Origin of the sequence: Methanosarcina sp. KYL-1 (assembly GCF_024372725.1) — an archaeon.
In the GTDB taxonomy this organism is placed as follows: domain Archaea; phylum Halobacteriota; class Methanosarcinia; order Methanosarcinales; family Methanosarcinaceae; genus Methanosarcina.
The window spans coordinates 44,199-67,417 of sequence record NZ_VOUA01000013.1 but is presented as its reverse complement, the minus strand read 5'-3'; the positions used below and the strand labels follow the sequence as shown (position 1 = coordinate 67,417).

General features: G+C 49.2%; 15 protein-coding genes. 6 read left to right on the top strand and 9 right to left on the bottom strand.

What is annotated here, in order from left to right; all coding sequences use genetic code 11:
* Positions 1-22 precede the first annotated feature (22 nt).
* The 7 genes from FTO70_RS10305 to FTO70_RS10275 form a co-directional block, all read right to left on the bottom strand.
* Positions 23-1,645 carry a Ppx/GppA phosphatase family protein gene (locus FTO70_RS10305; RefSeq protein WP_255335671.1) on the bottom strand — a complete coding sequence of 541 codons (1,623 nt, stop codon included), beginning with the start codon at positions 1,643-1,645 and terminating at the stop codon, positions 23-25.
* A 368-nt stretch (positions 1,646-2,013) separates the two neighbouring features.
* Positions 2,014-4,200, bottom strand: coding sequence for a polyphosphate kinase 1 (gene ppk1 / locus FTO70_RS10300; RefSeq protein WP_255335670.1), 2,187 nt, complete (start codon positions 4,198-4,200; stop codon positions 2,014-2,016).
* A gap of 5 nt (positions 4,201-4,205) precedes the next feature.
* Positions 4,206-4,379: a hypothetical protein gene (locus FTO70_RS10295; RefSeq protein WP_255335669.1), complete on the bottom strand. Its 174-nt coding sequence runs from the start codon at positions 4,377-4,379 to the stop codon at positions 4,206-4,208.
* A gap of 547 nt (positions 4,380-4,926) precedes the next feature.
* Entirely contained in the window at positions 4,927-7,050 is a 2,124-nt protein-coding gene (locus FTO70_RS10290; protein WP_255335668.1) for an endonuclease MutS2, read from the bottom strand.
* A 103-nt stretch (positions 7,051-7,153) separates the two neighbouring features.
* On the bottom strand, positions 7,154-8,179 hold the full coding sequence (locus FTO70_RS10285) for a S9 family peptidase (protein ID WP_255335667.1): 1,026 nt from the start codon (positions 8,177-8,179) through the stop codon (positions 7,154-7,156).
* Between the two features lie 26 nt (positions 8,180-8,205).
* Positions 8,206-8,373: a preprotein translocase subunit Sec61beta gene (locus FTO70_RS10280; protein WP_255335666.1), complete on the bottom strand. Its 168-nt coding sequence runs from the start codon at positions 8,371-8,373 to the stop codon at positions 8,206-8,208.
* A 253-nt stretch (positions 8,374-8,626) separates the two neighbouring features.
* A complete protein-coding gene (locus FTO70_RS10275) occupies positions 8,627-9,646 on the bottom strand; it encodes an S-methyl-5-thioribose-1-phosphate isomerase (protein ID WP_255335665.1) in 1,020 nt (339 codons plus the stop codon).
* A 793-nt stretch (positions 9,647-10,439) separates the two neighbouring features.
* Between FTO70_RS10275 and FTO70_RS10270 the strand changes: the two genes are divergently transcribed.
* Complete coding sequence (locus FTO70_RS10270) at positions 10,440-11,540, top strand: inositol-3-phosphate synthase (protein ID WP_255335664.1); 1,101 nt, start codon at positions 10,440-10,442, stop codon at positions 11,538-11,540.
* Positions 11,541-11,758: 218 nt separating this feature from the next.
* Here FTO70_RS10270 and radB read toward each other — a convergent pair whose 3' ends face one another.
* Complete coding sequence (gene radB, locus FTO70_RS10265; RefSeq protein ID WP_255335663.1) at positions 11,759-12,415, bottom strand: DNA repair and recombination protein RadB; 657 nt, start codon at positions 12,413-12,415, stop codon at positions 11,759-11,761.
* Positions 12,416-13,219: 804 nt separating this feature from the next.
* Here radB and FTO70_RS10260 point away from each other — a divergent pair.
* The 5 genes from FTO70_RS10260 (at position 13,220) to FTO70_RS10240 (ending at position 22,463) form a co-directional block, all read left to right on the top strand.
* On the top strand, positions 13,220-13,471 hold the full coding sequence (locus FTO70_RS10260) for a glutaredoxin domain-containing protein (RefSeq protein ID WP_255335662.1): 252 nt from the start codon (positions 13,220-13,222) through the stop codon (positions 13,469-13,471).
* A gap of 95 nt (positions 13,472-13,566) precedes the next feature.
* Positions 13,567-15,888 carry an anaerobic ribonucleoside-triphosphate reductase gene (gene nrdD / locus FTO70_RS10255; RefSeq protein ID WP_255335661.1) on the top strand — a complete coding sequence of 774 codons (2,322 nt, stop codon included), beginning with the start codon at positions 13,567-13,569 and terminating at the stop codon, positions 15,886-15,888.
* Between the two features lie 234 nt (positions 15,889-16,122).
* A complete protein-coding gene (locus FTO70_RS10250; RefSeq protein ID WP_255335660.1) occupies positions 16,123-16,902 on the top strand; it encodes an anaerobic ribonucleoside-triphosphate reductase activating protein in 780 nt (259 codons plus the stop codon).
* 475 nt (positions 16,903-17,377) lie between these two features.
* Entirely contained in the window at positions 17,378-18,475 is a 1,098-nt protein-coding gene (gene thiL / locus FTO70_RS10245) for a thiamine-phosphate kinase (protein WP_255335659.1), read from the top strand.
* A gap of 190 nt (positions 18,476-18,665) precedes the next feature.
* Positions 18,666-22,463, top strand: coding sequence for an S-layer protein domain-containing protein (locus tag FTO70_RS10240; protein ID WP_255335658.1), 3,798 nt, complete (start codon positions 18,666-18,668; stop codon positions 22,461-22,463).
* Between the two features lie 151 nt (positions 22,464-22,614).
* Here the strand turns inward: FTO70_RS10240 and FTO70_RS10235 are convergent, their stop codons facing one another.
* Entirely contained in the window at positions 22,615-23,136 is a 522-nt protein-coding gene (locus tag FTO70_RS10235; RefSeq protein WP_255335657.1) for a helix-turn-helix domain-containing protein, read from the bottom strand.
* Between the last annotated feature and the right edge of the window lie 83 nt (positions 23,137-23,219).

The window sequence follows — 23,219 nt, the reverse complement described above, 5'->3', positions numbered from 1 at the left end:
TTCGGAAACGCCTGGCCTTCATTCAGAAACTTTCCAGCTCTGCCTCCCCTTCAAAAGCAGCAGCAGCTTCTCCCTTGGGCTCCGTGATAACCTTGAACTGGAGTTTGTACCCGAAAATTTTCCTGAAAAACTTCTTCTGCTTTTCAATCTCCCAGAGTTCGAGCTGGCACTCTTTCCTTGCATGGATCTCGAGCACAAGGGTATCTGTCGAAGCGATGTAGAACCTGACATGGGAAACGGCTGCCGTATGGGAGCGGTCAAGGCCCTCGGCAATCCGGAGCAGGGCGCTTAAGACCCGCACGCTTTTAACAACGCTGTTCCCGAGCCCTTCAAGGTTCGGGTGCCTTTTCTTAGGGGAGCTTTTCCGGTGGAAATAGGCGAGGTTGGAGATAATTTCGATTTCTTCGGGCTGGAAGCCCGGGAGGCTGCTCTCCCTGATTATGTGGTAAGCATGGGCCTGGTGGTTATCGTAGGAAAGGAACTTCCCGATGTCGTGCAGGATCGCCCCGTACTCCAGAAGCTCCCTTTCGCCCTCCCCGAAATCGTAGATCCCCAGGGCCTGAAGGCTGTCAAAAAGTTCCAGGGAAAGCCGGGTTATGGTATGGGCGTGCTCCTCGTCGAAGTTGCAGGTAAGGCCCAGCTGCATCACACTGCGCTTCCTTACCGACATCAGGGTCAGCATGTAGGAGAACTCGCTCTTTGAGATATAGTCCAGAAGAAGCCCGTCCCTGAGCCCCCGTTTGCTTATCATGACCTCGGAAAAGTCCAGTTCTTCCATAAGGGTCTCGATGATTGCGGCCCCGGCAATGATGATGTCCGCCCTCTGGGAGTTGATCCCTGGAAACTTCCGCCGCTCTTCCAGGGGCAGGGCGCACAGGTCTTTAACTATCCTTTTGAGGTCTTCATAGCTGAGCCGGTCGTAATTTTCATAGTCCGTTTTGTGCAGGTAGACAATGGAGATCCGGGCCAGGTTTTCGATTGTCCCGGAACTTCCCACCGCACAGCTGACCCGGTACCTGGAAAGCTCCTTAATAATATCTGCGGCTTTGTGCCGGATATGGGACTTGATCAGTTCATAGCGTTCCGGAGCTACCGGGCCCGTCTCGTCCGGGAGGAACATGTTTGTCAGCCTTATGGCTCCCAGGTTAAAGGAATGCAGGAAATAGTACTGCCGCTGGTCCCCTACCGAGACCTCGGTGCTCCCGCCTCCGATGTCGATAAAAAGGGCTCTTGAGTCCCCGAGCCGAAGCCCGCTTGAGACCCCCAGGTAGATAAGCCGGGCCTCTTCGATACCGGAAATCGGGCAGACTTCCAGGTGTGCTTCGTTTTTCAGGATCTCGAGGAACTGGACCTTGTTGCTTGCGTCCCGGGTAGCCGAGGTAGCCACTGCTATGATTTCTTCTGCGCCGTAGGCCCTGGCAAGTTCCACGAACTTTTTGCAGACAACAGCCGCCCGGTCCATTGCCTGCGGCTGCAGGATCCTGTCTATGAACTCTTTTTCCCCGAGCCGGACAGTTTCCTTCTGTTTGGTCAGGGGCTGGTAAGACCCGTTGGGGTTGATCCGGACCAGGAGAAGCCTGACCGAGTTAGTCCCTATGTCTATGAATGCAACAACCCTGCTCCCGGATATCTTTTCGGACTCCATTTACGCACACCTGCAAAACCCTGCCTGAAATCTGTCCTCTCTCACATGCCTCGAAGTTTCCGAACTAAGCTTCACATCATTTGTTCTTATTTTTATTCTATTTGAGATTTGTTTTCAGAACTGCTTACTATATATGTGAAATTGTAAGTTCAAAAAACCTGCCCACCTGGAAAAGGATTTGAAAGAAACCAAAAGATTCGGGAAAATCAAAAAAAATGAGACAGCCAGGAAATGAGAAGGGAAAATCAAAAGGAAGAAGGGAGAAAGGAAAAATCGGAGGGAAGAAGGGAGAAAGGAAAAATCGGAGGGAAGAAAGAAGATATAAATAAGAAAACCTGAAAGTTTTAAAAACTTCCCGGGAAAGGCTTTCAGGTTTTATTGGAGTTCAGGTCCCAGCTGCCTCTGTTTTCAAGCATCCAGAGCTGGGAGTCAAGTTCCTCTTCCCCGGGTTTCGGGTAGATCCGCTCCGTCCTGCCGTTGGGAAGCATCAGGCGGGCTTTTATGTTGTCCTTCAGGTGGGCAGCAAGGATAACGTCCCTTACCAGAGGAATGTAATCCTTAGACACCGGGAAAAGGACTTCTACCCTGCTGTCAAGGTTCCTGGGCATGAGGTCGGCACTGCCCATGAAGATCTCTTCGTTTCCGCCATTTCTGAAGTAGTAGACGCGGGGGTGTTCGAGGAACCTTCCCACAATCGAAGTTACCGTGATATTTTCACTCAGCCCGTAGATCCCCGGCCTGAGGCAGCAAATTCCCCTTACCTGGAGATCCACCTTCACGCCGGCGCGGGACGCCCGGTAGAGTTCCCGGATGCACTGGTAGTCCACAAGGGAGTTCATCTTAAAAATCAGGTGTCCGTTTCCGGATTTTTCATGCAGGTCAATCTCCCGGCGGATGCGCTCAAGGATCTGGTGCCTGAGGGTCTGGGGAGCTACCAGGAGCTTGATGTAGTGGTCCTTTCTCGAGTAGCCGGTGAGGGCATTGAAAAGGTCCGAGACGTCCTTGCCAATGAAGGTGTCGCTTGTGAGGTAGCCGAAATCGGTGTAGATTTTTGCGGTTACAGCGTTGTAGTTTCCTGTGCTCATATGTACGTAGTACCTGATACCCTCGTCTTCGGCCCGGACCACCAGGCACATCTTGGCGTGGGTTTTTAAGCCCGGGAAACCGTAAGCTACATGGACGCCCTTGCGCTCGAGTTCCTTTGCCCATCCAATATTGTTTTCCTCGTCAAAACGGGCCTTGAGTTCCACCAGGACCGCAACCTGTTTGCTCCTGTCTGCGGCTCTCATGAGGGCCTGGATGAGCCTGGAGTTGTCGTCCACCCTGTACAGCGTCATCTTGATGGCCAGGACTTCCGGGTCGTCGGCAGCCTCTTCCACGAAATCTACAACCGATTCGAAACTTTCGTAAGGGTGGTAGAGCAGGATGTCCCTCTTTTTAAGGGACGCAAAGATGTTTTCCCTGTCTGCCAGCAGGGGGTGCTTTCTCGGCTCAAAAGGCACGTACTTAAGTTCGGGACGGTCGATCTGCGCAAGTTTCATGAGGCTTGAAAGGCCCAGGGGAGCTGCCGACCTGAACATCAAAGAGGGGGTGAGCTCCAGGTTTTTAAGCAGGATTCCGGAAACCCGCTCAGGCATTGTATAATCGGTCTCGAGCCTGACCGCAGGCCCGAAATAGTTCCTCCCGACCCGCTGCTGCACCGCGATCAGGAGGTTCTTGTCCCCATCCTCATCAAAGCCCAGGTCCGCATCCCGCGTGATCCGGAAAGGATAAGCCCCAAGAATGCGCTGTCCCGGGAACAGGAGGTCAAGGTTTGCCGCAATGAGCTGTTCGAGCCAGACAAAACGCCCTCCTTTCAGCTCGTCAAAACGGTAAATAGCCCTTTCATGCCCTTTTTCGGGAACTGCAATAAGCCGCGGAAACATGGGTGGGATCTTGAGCCTGGCAAAGCGCTCCCCGTGGTCCGGGTCGTCGATAAGCACGGCCAGGTTAAGGCTCAGGTTGGAGATGTGAGGGAAGGGGTGCCCCGAATCAAAACCAAGAGGTGTTAGCACAGGAAAAATGTTCCTGTCGAAGTATTCCCTGAGCTTTTCCCGCTCCTCTCCCGAGAGTTCGAAGTAATTGAGTACATTGATTCCCTTTTCCCCGAGAGCCGGCTTGAGCACCTCATTCCAGCAGCGGTCATGACAGGGAAGCTGCTTTAAGAGTTCTTCCCTGATGACTCTCAGCTGTTCCTGGGCCAGCTCATCGGAATGGTCTCCTTTTGCACCTTCAGCAATCCGTTTCTGCACCCCTGAGACCCTGACCATGAAAAACTCGTCCAGGTTGCTCCCGAAAATAGAAAGAAACTTGACCCTCTCAAGCAGGGGGTTGCGTTCATCGAAAGCCTCTTCAAGCACCCTTTCATTGAACTGGAGCCAGCTGTACTCCCGGTCTGCGTAGAGGCGCGGGTCACTGAGGTCGGGCATGCCGGAAACTTCAACCCTCGCCCCTTCAACATTATCCATAACCGACCTGTCAAAATCTGCAAACTGAATGGGGAAGTTCCGCTCCATTAATATCACACATACACATGGCTTTGATTTGCTTTTTCTCGTACTCTGTCCTTAAAAACGAGGAGATCTCCCAAAAGATCTTTGCCCGTTTCATCGCTGTACGCAGCTGCCTGAGGAATCACTTGAATCGTATCTTGAACAATATTTTGAATCATATTTTGAATTGTATTTTGAACCATTTATTATATTTTGAAGCATATAATTTGAATGGATCCGGATTGAAAGGGAGAAAAGGGGTGACTGCTCAAAAGCCAAAAATAACCCTGGGGCCTCATTTCCCTTAAAGGTAAATCACCTGGCAAATACCCTCTGGCCGGCCAGAACTTTCCGGTTTCCGCCCTGTCGGAAAGGCATGCCTCCCTATAAACCAATCGGAAAGGATTCACATTAACCCCTATATAGACTTTTGGATGAATAAGAATCCCAATCCTGGCCGGAATACCCGGATAAACTCAATACTATTTATTAGTATATAGAACTAAAGATTTATAATTTTATCTCTCAAATTAAAAGAAAAAAAGCAATGAGAAAACCAGATAATGGAACCTCAAAATAATATTAAAGGAAGAATGAGGGAAATTAGGCACATAAGTATTTTAATATATTTATATACTGATATAAACCGATAATTCAGATAAGCTTAGAATAATTAAGATAAGCTTAGAATAATTCAGATAAGATTAGAATAATTAAGATAAACTTAGAATAATTCAGATAAGCTTAGAATTAATTTTCGAACTTGGCCTTTAAATGGGCATAAAACTCCTGTTCCTTCCCTGAGGTTTTCCGGAGCAGGCGTTCCACAATAAGCTCCGGGGTGCTTCTTGCCACATGGTTGTACACAGGGTTCCGGTCCACTATCAATTCGAGGTTGGCATCCAGGCCCCTTGCTTCGATCCCGTCCACCCGGACGTCTGCCTCCGTGTTTTTAAGGATCAGCTCCGAGAGGTGGGAAACAAAAATCCCAAGGCTCTTCTCACTCCGGGCCAGGTACTCCAGGATCCCGGCAATAATGCGGGCAGAGGCCCCGGGTTCGGTGATTGATTCCAGTTCATCGGCAAGCACCAGTTTTCCCGAAGCTCCGGAAAGTACGGAAAACTGCCTGAGGGTAGTCTCAAATGCCCCGGCATCCAGGGTCCCCTTTGATTTCCCGAAATAGTAAAGCTCTTCTACGGGCCCGAGCTCAAGCCCTTTAGCGGGGACTGGAAAACCCATGTACCCCAAAACCACGCACTGGGCCACGAGTTCGAGCAGGGAAGTCTTGCCCCCGGAGTTTACGCCACTCAAAAGGACCACCCGGCTTTCCTCGCCTGCAGGGGAAAAGCCCGTTTTTCCTACCGAATAACTGACGGGGTCGATTTCCCCGTGGCGGGCTTTCAAAAAGAGGTTTCCCCCGTCCACAAACCCGACACCTGCCTCAGGAATGAGCTCAGGCAGCTTAAGGCCAAAGTGTTCCGCAAAACAGGCTATGGAAAAGCCAAGGTCGAACTCCAGTATTTCCCTGACAAGCTTTTCCACGGGCAGGCGGTAGAAGGAAAGAACCTTTGCTAGCTCCCTTTTCCGGGTAAGCCTCACCCTTTCAAGGGTGCGGGAAAGTTTTTGCCTGAGGAGCTGGAGCTGGGCCTGGTCTGCCCTGAGAGGGTAGGAAATTTCATCGGAAAAGAGGGAATCAAGCCCCAGTTTTTCCTGTTTCTGGAGGCCGAGTTTTTCTGCAAGTTCTTCTTTTACTGCCTCTACCTCCCCTTTATAAACCTTATAGACCTCCTTTGCAAGCAGGTCCTTGATTTCCATCCCCCCGCTCACGAGCTTGAGAAGGTCCTGCCCGGTCAGGGTAAGGGAACTTGCTTCAAGAGCCCGGTTCATCCGCAGGTTTGCCTCTTTGAGGACAGATGCAAGCTCCACGTCCAGCTGTTCAAGGGCCGCTCCCAGCCGGTCAAGTTCAGAGTCAAACCCCTCGCAGGGTTTTCCGTCCTCTCCCAGCTTCGAGAGGGCCGACTCAAGGATTTTAAGATCCTCTTCCGAAAGTTCCTCAAAGAAGCTGAAATTGCGGGCCCTGAGGAGGGATAAGAGCCTCAGGCAGGCCCCGATGCAGTCAAGGTTCCGGGCAAAAAAAGCAAGCTCTTTTTCAGGCAGCACCTGCCAGAAATCGGCTTTTTCGGGGTCCGGGAAAAACTCGGGTTCAATGCCTTCAGGAAGGTCAAAGCTCAGGTAGGTGTCGTCAAAAACGACCACATGGGAGTAGCCCCTCGCAAGGTCCACGAATTCGGAAAAGCTCTCTACGGCCTGGACCGGAAGGAAAGCCTGGAACCTCTCTTTTGCCGCTTCAAAGGCTTTAGGGTCCCCGGCAAGGATGATCCTGTCCCTGGCCCTCAGGTTCCCGGGAACAGGCTTCAGCTTCCTCACCCTGGAGAGCAGGGCCAAAAACTCCGCATCCCCGGAAAAGGCTTTTCCAAGCTCCAGGTACTCGCTTACAAAAGCCCTTCTCCCCTCAACAAGGTCCATGCGGGAGGCGGGAAAGGGATAAAAGAGGTTAAGTTTGTCCCGGGCATGGGGGGTATGGGCAAAGCTTTTTATGAGCTCGAGCAGGCGGGAATAGAGGTCGAGAGCCTCTTTCGTCTTTAAAAAATCGGAAATAGAGCACCCTTCGGCTCTTGCTTTCACATCCCTGGCAAGAGAGAGGGCAAAGGAATGGCTGACCCCCTTTACCTCGGAAAGCGAGGCTATGTCCCCTTCGAGGATTGCCTTTAGTGCTGCCTCTTCGCTTCCGAAATACTCTGTCAGCCTTTCGGCGACTCTTTCACCTATTCCAGGAAGTTCCCGTAAGTTTGAGAGCTGCTGAGAAGATGTCATACACAAAACACGCCTCTTATCAATTAAACTAAGCCAATAAACCGAGCCAATAAACCGAGCCAATAAACCGGGCCAATAAACCGGGCCAATTAAACCGGGCCAATTAAACCGAGCCGGCGCCCTTTTCCTTCAGCATGAGGGCGAGCTCCTCTTCAAGATATGGATGCATGGAAGCCGTATATCCGTGGGCTGCCTCACTCACATTATATATCGCCTTTGGCTCTTCTGCCAGGGCAAAGGTCCGGACAGCCAGCTCATGCGGGATCACGGTATCGTTAAAAGAGTGCATTAGCACGAACCTCGCAGGCGGAAGCGAAGAGAGGTAGGTATCCGGGTCGATGGAGCGGTAGAACCGGTAAGCTTCAGGGTCAGCCACCTGAGAAGGATCGATTTCGCCTGTCCCGTACCCTGAAGTGCTGATTCCTATAACTCCATTGAGGGAAGGTTCAAGGGCACAGGCAAGGACTGCAAACCTGCCCCCGTTGCTTTCCCCGAGGACTGCAAGCCTTTCGGGGTCGATTTCCGTCTGGGCGGCAAGGACATCTACGGCCTTCAGGGCGTCATAGGCCATTTTGTATTCAAGGGGCTCAAGCCCGGCCCTGAAAAGTTCCAGGTCCTTTTCCGGGTTTACGACCCCGGGAATGCCTCCAGACTTGCGCTGGTCAAGGGCGAGGGTGGCATACCCGAGCTCGGAAAGTTCCACAGCCAGCTTCTGCTCTTTTTCCTTGCTGACTCCGGTCCCGGGGAGCAGGACTATGCCGGGTAAGGGAGAAGAGCTTGCAGGAATTCTCAAAAGGGCCTGGATTTTATCCCCTTTGCTTTCAAAAGTGAGCAGTTTCAGGGAATCGGCAGGCCCGGAAGAGTGCAGGTCCTGAGCATACACATCATCGATTTCCTGAACGGTAAACACAGGCTCGCCTCTTGGAGGAAACGAGAGCATACCCTCTTCCGAAACGTCCCAGGAAACCGCTTCTTGCCCGGGGTTTGCGGGGTTGTAAAGGACCCCGAAGAAACCCACGAGTATGAATAGAAAACCGAAGAGAAAAATAGTGGGTTTTGAGGCTTTAGCCCCTGAAAAAGCGTTTTTCGTATTTTGGTTTTTGCTTTTTTTGGAACTGTACTTGCTCAAGGGAAACCCTGACCCGAAAATTTTAGTTACGGCCAGAAGCCGTTCACAGCACTCAAGAATAATACTGCTATTCCCACAACAGCGCCTGTGACCAGCACTGTCTTGGGCTGGATATGGACTGCATTCTTGTCTGCTTCGTAGTAGCGCATGAGCCCTGCGGAGGACTGAAGTCCGCTGCCTGATCTTTTAGCCATGAGTTGAACACCTGTATGCATTAAATGTACTTATTATGTGTGTTATTGATAATTATTGATATCATTATTGATATTAGTGAAGATATTGCAAATACCTTACATTAATAAATTTCTATCAATTCCGGCAAACATCAGATAATTTACGGTTCTGATATATAAATCCAGCAGAGAAGCAAAAAACATAGTCTTCCCAGAACATCAAACAGCCTTCTGAGAAAAGCAAACAGCCCCCTCAGAAAAGCAAACAGCCTTGTCAGACAAGTACCTCGTCCAGCAGGAAAGGCGGGTAAAAAACTCCTCTTTCCGTGATTAATGCGGCCACATTTTCCATTGGAGTCGCATCAAACGCAGGGTTGTAGACCTCCACGCCTTCCGGGGCCAGCTGCTCTGTCCCGAAGAAGCGCAATTCTTTGGGGTCCCGCATCTCTATTTTTACGCTGCCTTCCCAGCCCTCAAAATCGAAAGTCGAGATAGGGGCTGCCACGTAGAAGGGGATTTCATGTTCCCTTGCAAGCACGGAGTGAGTATAGGTCCCGATCTTGTTGAAAACGGCATCCTGGGTGATCCGGTCAGCTCCCACAAGCACCTTGTCCACGAGCCCCTGGCGCATTACCCACCCGGCCATGGAGTCCGTGATCAGGGTGACAGGGATTTTGTCCTGCATCAGCTCCCAGGTGGTGATCCTGCTCCCCTGGTTAAGCGGCCTGGTCTCGCAGGCAATAACCTTGATCTCTTTTCCGGCCTCAACAGCCGAACGTACAACCCCGAGAGCTGTCCCCCAGTCCACACAGGCCATCCTGCCGGCATTGCAGTGCGTAAGCACCGTGTCCCCGTCTTTTAAGAGTTTTGCCCCGTGTTTTCCTATCAGTTTGTTGGTGGCAACGTCTTCTTCGGCAATGTCCAGGGCTTCCTGAAGGGCGGTGCTCCGGACTCCCCCGACATCGTAGGCATCGTTGACGGCTTTTAAGACCCGATCAACACCCCAGGCAAGGTTCACGGCTGTAGGCCTGGTTGACTTGAGGGCTTTTCCTGCAACCTTCAGGTCCTTCATAATGCTTTCAATGTCCTTAGCACTGCTCAGGAATGCTGCCAGGGCAATCCCGAAGCCTCCTGCAGCCCCAAGGGCAGGCGCACCCCTCACCCGGAGGGATTGGATTGCCTCGCAGAGGGAGCTTAAGGTTTTGCACTCAATTACCCTGTACTCTTTAGGGAGCAGGGTCTGGTCTACCAGCACCACGGAGTTGGACTCTTCTTTCCAGTCAATTGTCCTCATGCAGATCACTGTCCGGTATAAATAGAAGGAAATATCACATAAAAATCAGTTTATATAAATCGGTATATTTCTAGGAATAAGGTTGGATGTATTGGTTTATCGGTTAAGGTTATATCAGGGTATAAAGTCAGGTAACCTTAAGATATAAGGTCTGTTTGTATCAGGTTATCAGTTAAAGTAGATATCAGGGATATAAGCTTCTACCGGAAAATCCTCCGGCTCTCATTTCAAACCAGGCATCAGATAAAAAACTATTCTACTTTTTCCTTCAGGATGCCTGAAGATAACGAAAGGAAACGAAATAGACCTTTTAGACCCGGACCCTTTAAGGCCCTTACCCGAAATTTGGAGAAAAATAATAAATAAGTTATCCCCTGAAAAGGAGATATGAATACAAAAAATTTGTTTAAGGAAAAAGGCGATTTTTGGATATATATAAAAATTTAGGGGGCAAATTAACTCTATATGGAAAACATATATATAATAAATTTATGGAGTAACGGTATAAATAAGAAGAGACTTAAAATCCATAGCCGGGATAAATAAAGATTCTTAATTCCGGGAATTTTGAAGCCATAAATTGGGGAACCTTAAAACCATAAATTGGGGAGCCATTAACCTGTAAATAGATCACAACCCTTAATTTCCGAAATTACGAATCCGTAAATTAAGGATCATGAGTCCGTAGATGAGGATTCACAAGAAATCCATTATTTTAAAAAATTTTCACATATAGTAGATATTTTAATTATACATAGAATAATACAGATATTCAATCGGAGAGTTAGCGCTTATGACAAAAATAAAAATAGCAATTGCAGGAATCGGGAACTGTGCAAGCTCTTTGATACAGGGCATTGAGTATTATAAAAACGAAGAAAAAGAGCCTATCGGGCTTATGCACTGGGACCTGGGCGGGTACAAACCCAACGACATTGAAGTTGTGGCTGCGTTTGATATTGATGCCCGGAAGGTGGGAAGAGACGTAGCAGAAGCCATCTTTGCCCCCCCGAATTGCACTGTGGTCTTCTGTCCTGATGTCCCGGCAACAGGCGTAAAGGTCAGGATGGGCAGGGTCCTTGACGGGGTCTCGGACCACATGAAAAACTACGGGGAAAAGTATACCTTTGTGGTCAGAGGGGAGGAGGAAGCCACAAAAGAAGCCGTCGTAAAGGAACTGCAAGATTCCGGAGCCGAAATGCTCCTCAATTATCTTCCGGTAGGTTCCGAAGCAGCCGTCCGCTTCTATGCCGAATGCGCCCTTGAAGCCGGCGTGGCCCTCATCAACAACATGCCTGTCTTCATAGCCAGCAACCCTGAATGGGCAAAGCGCTTTGAAGAAAAGAACATCCCGATCATCGGCGACGACATCAAGGCCCAGCTAGGGGCCACAATCACCCACAGGGTTCTGGCAGACCTTTTCGAAAAACGCGGCGTAAAGCTCGATCGGACCTACCAGCTGAACACAGGAGGCAACACCGACTTCCTGAACATGCTCAACAGGAGCAGGCTTGCTTCCAAGCGGGAATCGAAGACAGATGCAGTCCAGTCCGTGCTCTCCAAAAAGCTTGAACCTGAAAACATCCACATCGGGCCAAGCGATTACGTAGCCTGGCAGAAAGACAACAAGGTCTGTTTCCTCAGGATGGAGGGCAGGCTCTTCGGAGACGTGCCCATGAACCTGGAACTCAGGCTCTCCGTGGAAGACTCCCCCAACTCCGCAGGCGTGGTAATCGATGCCATACGCTGTTGCAAACTGGCCCTGGACCGGGGGATCGGGGGCGTGCTGTACTCTCCGGCCTCCTACTTCATGAAGCACCCTGCAGTCCAGTACCCTGACGCCGAAGCCTACCAGAAAACCGAAGAATTCATAGCAGGCACCAGGGAACGATAAGGCAAAAGCAAAAGAAAGCTGAAAAATTCGGATGAAAATCTCTGGCAGAAAAGAGCTTTAAAAACGACATTTAAAAATAGCTTTTAAACAGCTCTTAAATAGATTTTAAATGGATTTTAAACATCTATTTAAAACGGGAGTCCCGGAAGTTTCCGGGAAACTTTATACTTTTTTGAAACGTTATAATTTTTTAGATCTCTTTTTGCTTTCCCTTACGATCAGCGGAGCCCTTCCGCCGTGATGTTAAACTGGCAGCTTGAACCTTCCGGGCGGGAACGGTGTTTGAAGAGGACTGCACGCCGGGTCCCTTCCCCTGTGCGCTCGAACTGGATGATGGCTTTGGAGATGTGTTCAAGGGAACTGCCCCCAAGAGGGCGCACCCCTCCGCCGCCTATGTCGGCATACACCTGGTTGGTGATGAGCACGGCAAAGCCGTATTTGCGGGCCAGGGCATGCAAAAACCCGATCTGGTTTGCAAGCTCTCTGCGGCTTTTTATGCCCGTTTCCTCGCCTTCGAGCTCGAACCTGTAGTATGCGGTGGCAGAGTCCATAACCACAAGCCCTATGTTCTCACCGGCTATCCTTTCCACTTCTCTTACGGCAGCATACTGCTCTTCAAAACTCAGGGGCTCGTAAATGATGATATTCTTTGCAATTTCTTTTGCATTCTCCCCTGCAATCTGCTTGAAGCGGGCAGGGGAAAGACCTTCGGTATCGATGAAAATGACCTTCTGCCCCTGCTTTACACATTCCACGGCAAGCTGGATGCAGAGATTGGTTTTTCCGGTCCCGGCAGCCCCGAAGACCTGGGTTACGATCCCCATCTCGAAGCCTCCTCCAAGGAGCTCATCAAGGGGCTTGCAACCGGAAGACATTAATCTCTCTATGGGATGACACCTCTTTTTGCACTTGACAGAGGTATAGCATACCAAGCATATAACATTTTTTTGTAATTGAAAGCCCTCCGGAAAAAAAGAGCCGAAAAGTTGAAGAAGTAAAAAGAAGCAGGAAACCGAAACTTGAAAAATCTGAAATTCCGGGAAATAGATAAAAATAATAAAAAAGATATGGAGAATTTAGCGAAAATTTAGTAAAGCATAAATTCCCTGGATTTGAAACCCGAAGGTTTGGAAAGCTGACGAAACAAGGAATCTTATTCCCAAATCGGGCTCCGGAAAAAAGGGCCTGATAACAGGACCTGCATCCATAATGAGGGCTCCTGTTCCTGAATCTGCCTCAGGAAAGAGAGCAGGCCCCGGAGAAAAAGATCTATACGGATTTATTACCAGGTCTGGTAACAAACTAATGATAGTTGTATACAAAACTGGAATGAAAAAGCATTATTAAGTCCTAGGGCATTTAGAATATCTACGCAAAATGCAGAGAATTAGCATACCACAGAAGGAAAAAAACAAGATCTTCAGGGGCACCTTTCGGGAACGGTATGCCCTGTTCTGGTATTGCGGACACTGAAATTTGGAAAATATACGCTTATAAAAAATACACGTTTATAATACACGCTTATAGAGGGTTACTGAGGAATGGTAGGTAACCCGGGTGGGGCTTTGTTTTGTTGCTGTGATGCTCTCTGCATCGGGGCGCTCATCCCCCACACAATAAAAATAAATGTAGCATGTAAATAAAAGTTAGATATATAGTAGTATGGAGGGTCAGGAAGCATGGCAAAAATTATAGTCTACACAACGGAACGCTGTCCTAAATGCAACAAATTAAAAAAGTACCTGGAAGCAAATTCAGTGGCCTTCGAAGTCGCGGATATGGCCACCCCGGAATCCCTAACCGAACTTCGCTTCAACGGGGTCTTTACGGTAACAGCTCCTGTTTTACAGATCGATGACACCTTCTTAACCCACGAGGAACTCTTCCTCGGCGATGAAGTGAACCCGGGAAAAATCCAGGGCATCCTTTGATGCAAAACGAGCTCAAAGATTCGAAAAAGTTCTGAGTAATTCGAAAAAATTCTGAATACGTTTTGCAGATTTTACCTTTAAAACAGCGACTGAAGATGAGCAAAATGACAGGCGACACTCTCTTATCCGAGGACCAGTTATCCGACAACCAGCCAGTGCAAAAGACACTCGACGGGCTGTCTCTCTCCCCACTCCCTAAAGTAAGGACCACAGACGGCTTCATAGTCAACTGGGACAAGAACATCATTGTAAACCAGCTTCTTAAAGAGACAAAACTCAGCGAGATCTTTTACAACAAACCCGCAATCACAAAAGAAGAAGCTGTAGACATTGCAAAAGAAGCTGAAAGGATCATCCGCAGGATGAATGCAAAGTTCCTTTCAGGTCCCCTTATAAGGGAAATCGTAAACACCATCCTCCTTGAGAGGGGGCATGTCGAGTGGCGAAACATCATGACCAGGGTCGGGGCTTCCGTGTACGATGCCTATGAAATCGACACCGGGTACGGCTTTGAGGCAAACGACAACGCGAACCAGCTCAACAACGCCGAAACCTCCCACAAGAAGAAAGCCGACAAGATGTCCAAGGAACAGAACCTCCTGCTAATGCCAAAGGAACTTGCCGACCTGCACCTGAACGGGGACTTCCACATCCACGACCTGGAATACATGGGGACAAGGCCGTTTTGCCAGGACTGGGACCTCAGATATTTCTTTTACTACGGGCTCATGCCCGATGGAGTCGGGACCCAGTCAAGCGTTGCAAAACCCGCCAAAAACGCCGAAGTCGCCTTCCTCCACGCGGTAAAGGCAATGGGCTCGGCCCAGACAAACTTTGCAGGCGGACAGGGCTTCTACAACTTCCTGACATTTCTGGCTCCCTACCTTGAAGGCAAGTCCTATAAGGAAATCAAACAGCTCATGCAGATGTTTGTCTACGAAATGATGCAGATGATGTGTGCCAGGGGCGGACAGACTGTCTTCTCTTCCGTCCAGCTCTCCCCCGGCATTCCGAAACTCTGGAAAGACAAACCTGTAGTTGCAATGGGCAAGGTCTGGAACGGGGAACAGGCCCTTCTTAGGACCTACGGGGAATTTGAAAAGGAAGTCCGCCTGGGCTTTAAGGCCCTCATGGACGTGATGCTCGAAGGAGATGCCTGGGGCAAGCCTTTCAGCTTCCCGAAACCCGAAATTTCCATCGAACCGGACTTTATGGAAGAAGATGCAGAATTCAACAGGGAACACCCGGAACTTCCAACTTATAAGGAACTCTACAGGATGACCTTTGAACTGGCTGCCAAATTCGGGTCCCCGTACTTCGACAACCAGCTGCCCGAATACAGGGGTGCAGGCGAGGGGATTTCATGCTACCAGTGCTGTGCCTACCAGTTTTCCGCAAACCCGACCGATGATGATGAGTTCAACGACAAGCTCTATTTCAAGGAAGGGAAACACTTTTCCATGGGTTCCTGGATGGTCATGAGCCTTAACTGCCCCAGAGCAGCCTACAAAGCCGAAAAAGACGATGAAAAGCTCTTCAATGAACTGAAGTTCCTGATGAACAAATCCGTGGAAGTCTTCAAAGTAAAGCGGAGATGGATGACAAACCTCCTGAAAATGAACAGGATCCCCTTTGCTTCCCAGCGCCCGAAAGACCCGAATACTGGAGAAAAAGGAGCCATGGCCGTTGATTTCGACAGCCTGGTCTACACCATAGGGATTGTCGGGATAAACGAGATGGTCCAGTACCACACCGGGTACCAGATGCACGAATCTCCGAAAGCGTACAAGCTTGCCATCAGGGCGATGTTCGAGATGAAGATGCATGCCCAGAAACTCTCAGAAGAAAACGACATGGAAATTGCCCTTGCAAGGACTCCTGCTGAGACCACCGCCCAGCGCTTTGCAGTTTCCGACCTCCTGCACAAAGAGTACGCAGACAAAGCCGAGAGCACCATCAAGGGAGACCTGGACGCTGCACTGCATGATATCAACGAAACCCACGACCTGCCCGTCTACTATACGAACGGGACCCACATCCCCCCGGGAGCTAATATCTCCCTGGCAGAGAGGATCAAATACGAACATACCTTCTTCCCGGTCGTAGACGGAGGAAATATCATGCATATCTGGCTCGGGGAAGGAAAACCCGACCCTGAAGGCCTGCAGGAACTTGCCATGCACATCGCAAAAAACACCCAGACAGGTTACTTTGCCTTCACCCGGGACATGACAGTCTGTACGGACGGAGGATACGTAGCTTCAGGGATCCTGGACAGGTGCCCCAAATGCGGCTCGGAAAACGTAGAGCACCTCTCGAGGATCACAGGTTACCTGCAGCCTGTGGCCGGCTGGAACAAAGGAAAACAGCAGGAACTCCGGGACCGGAAACGATACGGTACAAGGGAACTCAGGTGAGAGTTTCCCTTAAACTTCTTTTTTATTGCTGCAAGAATGCCATAAGGACCCGAAAATTAACATAAGAAGGATCCGAAAATTAACATAAGAAGGATCCGAAAATTAACATAAGAAGGATCCGAAAATTAACATAAGAAGGATCCGAAAATTAACATAAGAAGGATCCGAAAATTAACATAAGAAGGATCCGGAAATTAACATAAGAAGGATCCGAAAATTACCTGAGAATGAATCATGAAAGTAAACTACGCAGGCACGGTCTCCCTCTCCACCCTGGACTGGCGAGGGAAAGCTGCTGTTACCATATTTTTCCGGGACTGCCCCCTTCGCTGCCCCTACTGCCAGAACCACTCCTACCTTGAAGAGCCTGGCCTTGTAGAACTCGATTTTGTGAAAGAGCAGATCAAAAATTCCGGGCCTTTTGTGAGCGCAGCCGTATTTTCGGGAGGAGAACCCCTGATGCAGGCAGCAATCGTGCCCCTCGCAGAGTTTGCAAAGGAACTGGGGCTTTTTGTGGGCATCCACACAAACGGCTGCTACCCGGAAAGGGCAGCAGAGCTGGTTGAGCGGAAACTGGTTGATAAGTTCTTCATCGACGTAAAAGCTCCCCCGAACGACCCCGGACTTTACGCAAAAGTTGCCGGCTGTGGGGGATATGGAGACGGAACCGTCAGGAAAACTCCGGAAGAGATCGCAGCAGCCGTTGCAAAAACAATAGAAACTGCAGATTCCGCCAGCCTGGAACTGGAACTCCGGACAACACTTATCCGGGACCTTATCGGAAGCAAAGAAGAGATCGAACATATAGCGGCCTGGATTTCAGAAAACGTGAAAAACAGGGAAAAAACTGTCTACGTGCTCCAGCAGGGCCTCCCAGAACACAGCCTGCAGGAAAGCCTCCGGAAAGTCAGGTCCCTGGACAGGGAAGAAATGCTCGAACTTGGGAAAACGGCAAAAGGTTTCCTGGAAAAGGTGAAAGTCCGGACGAAAGAGGATGGCGAAGAGGCTGTTTGATAGAAAAGATGGGAAAGAGGCTGTTTAATAGAAAACAACCTGATATTTTTGGCTCTGGCCTTTTCCTTCAAAATTATTCCAGTATACTTCTTTTTTGGTTATTCTGTTGGCGCTTCAAGCTTTTTTGAGCAGGCGGCTTTTGAGGCAACTTTCACCTTAGGTTCAAACTAATTTGAAGTTTACAAAAGCCTTATACATGCCTGTTGATAAAGTATGAAGCAGTTCCGAACCAGGGTGCATGGAGAAGCCAAAAAAACCTGAAGAATCCGGATAAAATCAGATGAAGTTGGATGAAGTTGGATGAAACCAATGAAAGGTTTGTCCCTTATCCAGGTTCCCTCGGTCATTAAATTTTTGCGTGTAACCTCCGGAGTTACAAAAGTTAAATAAATGATAGAAACGCAGTCCAGTAAACAAAGGGTTAGACTAGCTACCCCCACCCCTGACATCATGAAAATTTTTGAAAATTGATATTATGACGGAAAAAAAGGTATCCGCGATCGGAGAGCGCGCTCTGATCTCCCGCTTATCTGAGATTTTTAAAGCTCCTGCCGGAAAGGGAGGCAAACAGGAGAAAGGAAAGGAGGAAAGCCCGGAAGGGAAAAAGGAGAGCCCCCAGGAGCTCCTGGTGGGCCCCGGTTCCGATGACTGTGCTGTCCTTGACCTGAACGGCGAAGACTGCCTTGTCGTTACCACCGATATGCTGCACAGGACCACGGACTTTCCCGAAGGGATGACTCCCTGGCAGATTGGCTGGATGTCCGCAGCCGTAAACCTGAGCGACATCGCATCCATGGGCGCAAGGCCCACAGGGCTCCTGGTGGCAATCGGGATGCCTGCAGATACTGAGATCTCCTTTTTCGAAGAGCTTGCGAAAGGCATACAGGCCTGCGCCGAATTCTGTGAAACTCCCGTGATCGGAGGCGACCTCGACACCCACGAGGAACTGACAATCACGGGCACAGCCCTCGGCCGGGTGAAAAAAAACCAGCTCCTCCGCCGCTCCGGGGCAAAACCCGGAGACCTTGTCTGTGTGACGGGCCATACAGGCTCTGCAGGGGCTGCCCTTGAGGTTCTCCAGTCGAAACATGGGGGTATTGGACGGAAGAAGGCGAGCGAAAGCCTGATAAAAAGCCTGCTTGAGCCCGTCCCCCGCACCCACGAAGCCCAAAAACTGGCCGCCTCAGGCGCCGTCACCTCCATGATGGACACAAGCGACGGCCTTGCCATGTCCCTCCACGACCTTGCAAAAGTAAGCCGGGTAGGTTTCAAGATCCGGGAAAACTCCCTCCCCATCCTCCAGGAAGTCAGGGACTTTGCCTCAAGCCCCGAAAAAGGTCCTGAAAACGGCCCTGAAAAACTGCTGGAACTTGCCCTTTATACAGGCGGGGATTTCGAACTCCTTTTCACAATCACTCCCGAACGGCTAAAAAAAGTACAAAATATATGTAAGTTAAGTGTCATAGGAGAATGCACGAAATACGAAGAGGGGATTGTACTCGAAAGCGTCGACGGCAGAATACAACCTGTAGAGCAGAGAGGGTACCAGCAGTTAAAAGCCGAAAGCAGTTGACCGACAACTCCCGCTAAGAACTGACATTTATCGTTTAGAATATAAAAATTCAGGATAAGAAAGATAAAATTAAGAACTATTGACTGAAAAAAGTCTATAATTATCAAGAAATGTAGAATAAAATTAAAGTTAAATTTACCTGAAATTTACGCAGTATATAAATTATGCACAAGGTTCAGAAGGTTCGAGTATGAATAAAACAAAAATGAAGATAATAACAGGAATTCTATTGCTGGGGCTATTTTGCGGAGTTGCGATGGCGGCTCCCCTAATCGAAAGCTCTAACCCAACTACTGATCCTACAACCAACGTAGGTGAAACACAGGAATTCTCTATCAGCACGAATGAGACATGTAACATAACATGGTATATTGACAGCACTGTTGTAGATTCGGCAACAAATGTTGATACTGATACCTATTCAAACAACACGGCACCTGCAGGAAGCTATACAGTAAAAGCAGAAGCTGAAAACGCAAACGGAACGGTCCAGAAAGAATGGACGTGGACTGTAGAAAGCGAATCGCTCAGTATCGAAAGCTCTGACCCAGCTACTGATCCTACATCCAGCGTAGGTGAAACACAGGAATTTACAATCGATACAAACCAGCTCTGTAACATAACATGGTACATTGACGACGTTGTGGTGAAAGATTCGGCAACAAATGTTGATACTGATACCTATTCAAACAACACGGCACCTGCGGGAAGCTATACAGTAAAAGCAGAAGCTAAAAACGCAAACGGAACAGTCCCGAAAGAATGGACATGGACCGTAGATACTGTAGAAAGCGAATCACTCAGTATCGAAAGCTTTGACCCGGCTACTGATCCTAAATCTACAGTAGGTCAGACTCAGGAATTCACAATCGATACAAACCAGCTCTGTAACATAACATGGTACATTGACGACGTTGTGGTGAAAGATTCGGCAACGAATGTTGATACTGATACCTATTCAAACAACACGGCACCTGCGGGAAGCTATACAGTAAAAGCAGAAGCTGAAAACGCAAACGGAACAGTCCCGAAAGAATGGACATGGACCGTAGATACTGTAGAAAGCGAACCCGAAGATCCGGAGATCACAGAAAAATACCCAGATAAGGAAGAAGTAGAAATAACCGAAGGAGAAAAACAGGCATTCAACGTCACAACCGACCAGGAATGTACAATAAGATGGCTTGTAAACGGGGACGAAAAGAAAGAAACAGATTCCCCTGTAACAGAGGATTCCTACACTTTTGAAGAAAAGAAAGTAGGTACCTATAACATAACAGCAGAAGCCAGCAATGGAAACGGGACTGTTTCAAGTAAATGGACCCTGTACGTCCGCTCCAAATACTATTCCAGCGGCAACCGCATCTGGGAAGCAAAAAAAGGCCTGAGCACCACATATGAATGGAATCCGCAGAGCTATTCAGGGTTCTATTATGACCTGGAATCCGGCGTAGGCTCGGAAACCATGACGATTACCCTCGACGGTACCAGCAATGATCCCGGCAGGACCATTGATGACGGAAACCTCGTATACAGGACAGAGCCGGTAGCAACCGACTTTGAACACAACGACTGGGGCAAGTACTACGTGATAGGCTTTATGGCCGAGAAGTATTTTGCAGGGTATATTGACGACGAAGACGACGGAACCACTGTAGAGGGTGAAACCCTTGATGCGAACTTAATCGGAGATGGAGTGCTTGCAAAGGTGCTCATCGACAGTGACGATAAAGAATCCGCTTATACCGGTTCTTCCTTTGATCTTGAAGACGGATATGCGCTGAACATCGTGGAAGTCGATGTCAACGGGAACTCTGTCTGGGTCCAGCTCGAAAAAGACGGGGATGTGGTTGACGACGACTTCCTGAAGTCAAATAATGATTACGTCTATGAGACCGACCTTGGAGATTCGGATAACGTACCCATAATCATTGTACACTTCGGAACCGTCTTTGCAGGCCAGGAAACCAGCGCCGTATTCATAGAAGGGATCTTCCAGATCTCGGACAACTACATTGAAATCGAGGACGGAGAAGACTTTGGGAAGATGACGGTAAGCGGACTCGGAGACGATTATATTGAAATGGAAAACGATGGCTCAATCTCCCTCAGCAAAGGAAAGACCATCGACATTATGGGCAAGCTCCAGATTGTTGTTGCCGATGACGATGTCCTTCGCTTTGCCCCGATCGTGGACATGTCCGACCCCGGAACCTACGAACTGAGAGGAACGGTTTTCGATGCAAAGAAAGACACTGCGGCCCCCGAATGGACGCCCCTGAACTTCGAAGGCTTCTATTATGACATCGATGAAGGCCTGGGGACCGAAAGCCTGACGATAACAAACGACGAATTCGACCCCGATGACAGGAGTATTGATGATGGAGACCTTGAGTACAGGACCAACACGACCATGGTCGAGTTCGAACACAGTGGATGGGGCAAGTTTGAGGTCATTGGCTTCATGGCCAAGAAGTACTTTGCAGGATACCCTGAGGATGCGGTTGACGGAGAAATCAGTGACGATATCAGCATCCTCGATGACGGCTACCTCTCCGAAGTTCTGACCGACAGTGACGAGAAAGAGTCGATGTACTCCGGCTCAGCCCTTATCCTTGAAGACGGATATTCCCTCAACATCGAAGAGGTCGATATCAACGGGAACAGCGTCTGGGTCAAGCTGGAACAGGACGGGAAAGTGGTAGATGAGGATATCCTTTCTTCGGGTGATGACTACATCTACAAAGCAGACATTGGCGACGCTGAAGATGTGCCCGTAATTATTGTACACTTCGGAACAATCTTTGCTGGCGCGGAAACCAGTGCTGTCTTCACTGAAGGGATCTTCCAGATTTCGGAGGACTACACCCAGATCGAAGATGGAGAGAGCTTCGGGGAAATGGAAGTAGACAGCTTTGGCGACGGGGAAATCGTCATGAGAAACGATGGAAGCATCAGCCTTTCAAAGGACAAGACCATCAACCTCATGGGCGACGTCAAGATCAAGGTTGCCGATTCAAGCACTCTCAGGTTCTACCCCTTAGTTGAATTCGAAACCAAAGGTGGGGCCAGCAGGGAACTCAAGATCAGTATACCTGACGAAATCATTGTCGGAGATGACATTGAGATCGAAGTGACTGCCGGCGGTGACGGGGTAGAAGACGCTGCCGTAAAGCTTGACGGAAAGAGTATTGGCAAGACTGACGAGGACGGAATTGTCGAATATACTGCCTCAAGTGAAGGGACCTTTAAGGTGACCGCCGAAAAGGACGGGTACACCACCGCAAACAAGAATATCGAAGTCATTCCGCCGAAAGAGAGGATGAGCCTCAGTGTCTCTCCGGAAACAGCCTATGTGGGCGACAAGATTACGATCAAAGCCGAGAAGGCTATTGGCGGAGACGCAATTAAAGATGCGGAAATCTCCATAGACGGTACCTCCCTGGGCAAGACCGGATCTGACGGAACGGTTACCTACACCACAAAGGAAGCCGGGACAATCAAAGTCAGTGCCGTAAAAGAGGGCTTCGTCGAAGAGAGCATGAACGTACGGGTAAAGGAGTTTGAAGCTCTCTTTGAGTTCTCCAACCTGGTAATTGACCCGATAGAAGTCAGGGCCGGAAAGGAGGCCAAGATCTCAATTGACGTAGAAAACACAGGCAACGCCGCAGGGGAATATAATGTGGAGCTGGTAGTTAACGGAAGCGTTGTTGACTCCCAGAGCATTTCCCTGGACGCGGGACAAAGTACCACCGTGACTTTCACCCACGTAGAAGAAGTGCCCGGAACCTACAAAGTTGAAATCGATGACCAGGAAGCCGAATACACAGTTCTCGAAAAGAGCTCTGTGCTGCTCTACGCTCTTGGTGCCCTTATCCTGGCAATAGCAGGGGGCGCGGCCTACATGTTTACCAAAGGCGGCTGGACCGTGGCCACGCTTCAGGAGAAGGTTCAGGAACTTCTTGATTCCGTAAAACCGAAGAAGTGAAGCTGAAAAAAGTCTGAAAAAGTCTGAAAAAGGCTAAAAAAGGCTAAAAAATCAAGAAAACTTAAGATTCCCGCGTTAATTCAAAAGACGCGGGATTATTTTCTATTTTTACAAAAAACGCTTTATTTTTTAAAGTTTCATTCTTAAAGTTTCATTCCATTTTCCTGAGCGCAAGTTCGATGGCATCTACGAGGCTGTCTTTCGGGATGATGGTTGTGACCGGAATGTTCAGGATTTTTTCCACGGTGGGGCTCACGATGGGAGCGCAGACCAGGGCTTTGGCCCCGTCCCTTTCGGCATGGACGGCTGCGATAATTGCTTCTTCCATGGAGGTTGCCGAGTATTCCCTGATGGTAACAAGACGGCCTCCGATCTTCTTTTTTGTTTCCACGATGTTGTCAAGCACCGCGCGGGCCGCAATTACGGCGATAAAGTCTCCACTATCGGATTCCTTGATTTCCCGGATCGTTTTTACGATCTGGCGGAGGGTCTTGATGTTCGGGTCCCGGTTCCCGGAAAGGATCTTGTAGAGGGTGCTCGGGGGGATGTTTGCCTTTTTGGCAAAATCTACGGCAGTAAGGGAGAGGTCCTCCTTTATTACATTTGAAAGTGTTTTTTGGAACACTTCATCGGATTCGAATGCGGCTTTAACGACCTTGTCTGCAACGTTCATAGGGATTCACTCTAATCCTGAAAAACTTCAAGTGCTATAAAATTTACATTTCACAGGAATTTTCTTCCAGAATGAGAAATATT

What these genes read in the sequence shown, in the direction of transcription:
- FTO70_RS10280 (WP_255335666.1), bottom strand. Translation starts at nt 8,373, where the DNA reads ATGGCTAAAAGATCAGGCAGCGGACTTCAGTCCTCCGCAGGGCTCATG.
- thiL (WP_255335659.1), top strand. Translation starts at nt 17,378, where the DNA reads ATGACGGAAAAAAAGGTATCCGCGATCGGAGAGCGCGCTCTGATCTCC.
- ppk1 (WP_255335670.1), bottom strand. Translation starts at nt 4,200, where the DNA reads ATGGAGCGGAACTTCCCCATTCAGTTTGCAGATTTTGACAGGTCGGTT.
- nrdD (WP_255335661.1), top strand. Translation starts at nt 13,567, where the DNA reads ATGAGCAAAATGACAGGCGACACTCTCTTATCCGAGGACCAGTTATCC.
- FTO70_RS10290 (WP_255335668.1), bottom strand. Translation starts at nt 7,050, where the DNA reads ATGACATCTTCTCAGCAGCTCTCAAACTTACGGGAACTTCCTGGAATA.
- FTO70_RS10235 (WP_255335657.1), bottom strand. Translation starts at nt 23,136, where the DNA reads ATGAACGTTGCAGACAAGGTCGTTAAAGCCGCATTCGAATCCGATGAA.
- FTO70_RS10295 (WP_255335669.1), bottom strand. Translation starts at nt 4,379, where the DNA reads ATGGTTCAAAATACAATTCAAAATATGATTCAAAATATTGTTCAAGAT.
- FTO70_RS10275 (WP_255335665.1), bottom strand. Translation starts at nt 9,646, where the DNA reads ATGAGGACAATTGACTGGAAAGAAGAGTCCAACTCCGTGGTGCTGGTA.
- FTO70_RS10305 (WP_255335671.1), bottom strand. Translation starts at nt 1,645, where the DNA reads ATGGAGTCCGAAAAGATATCCGGGAGCAGGGTTGTTGCATTCATAGAC.
- FTO70_RS10270 (WP_255335664.1), top strand. Translation starts at nt 10,440, where the DNA reads ATGACAAAAATAAAAATAGCAATTGCAGGAATCGGGAACTGTGCAAGC.
- FTO70_RS10240 (WP_255335658.1), top strand. Translation starts at nt 18,666, where the DNA reads ATGAATAAAACAAAAATGAAGATAATAACAGGAATTCTATTGCTGGGG.
- FTO70_RS10250 (WP_255335660.1), top strand. Translation starts at nt 16,123, where the DNA reads ATGAAAGTAAACTACGCAGGCACGGTCTCCCTCTCCACCCTGGACTGG.
- radB (WP_255335663.1), bottom strand. Translation starts at nt 12,415, where the DNA reads ATGTCTTCCGGTTGCAAGCCCCTTGATGAGCTCCTTGGAGGAGGCTTC.
- FTO70_RS10260 (WP_255335662.1), top strand. Translation starts at nt 13,220, where the DNA reads ATGGCAAAAATTATAGTCTACACAACGGAACGCTGTCCTAAATGCAAC.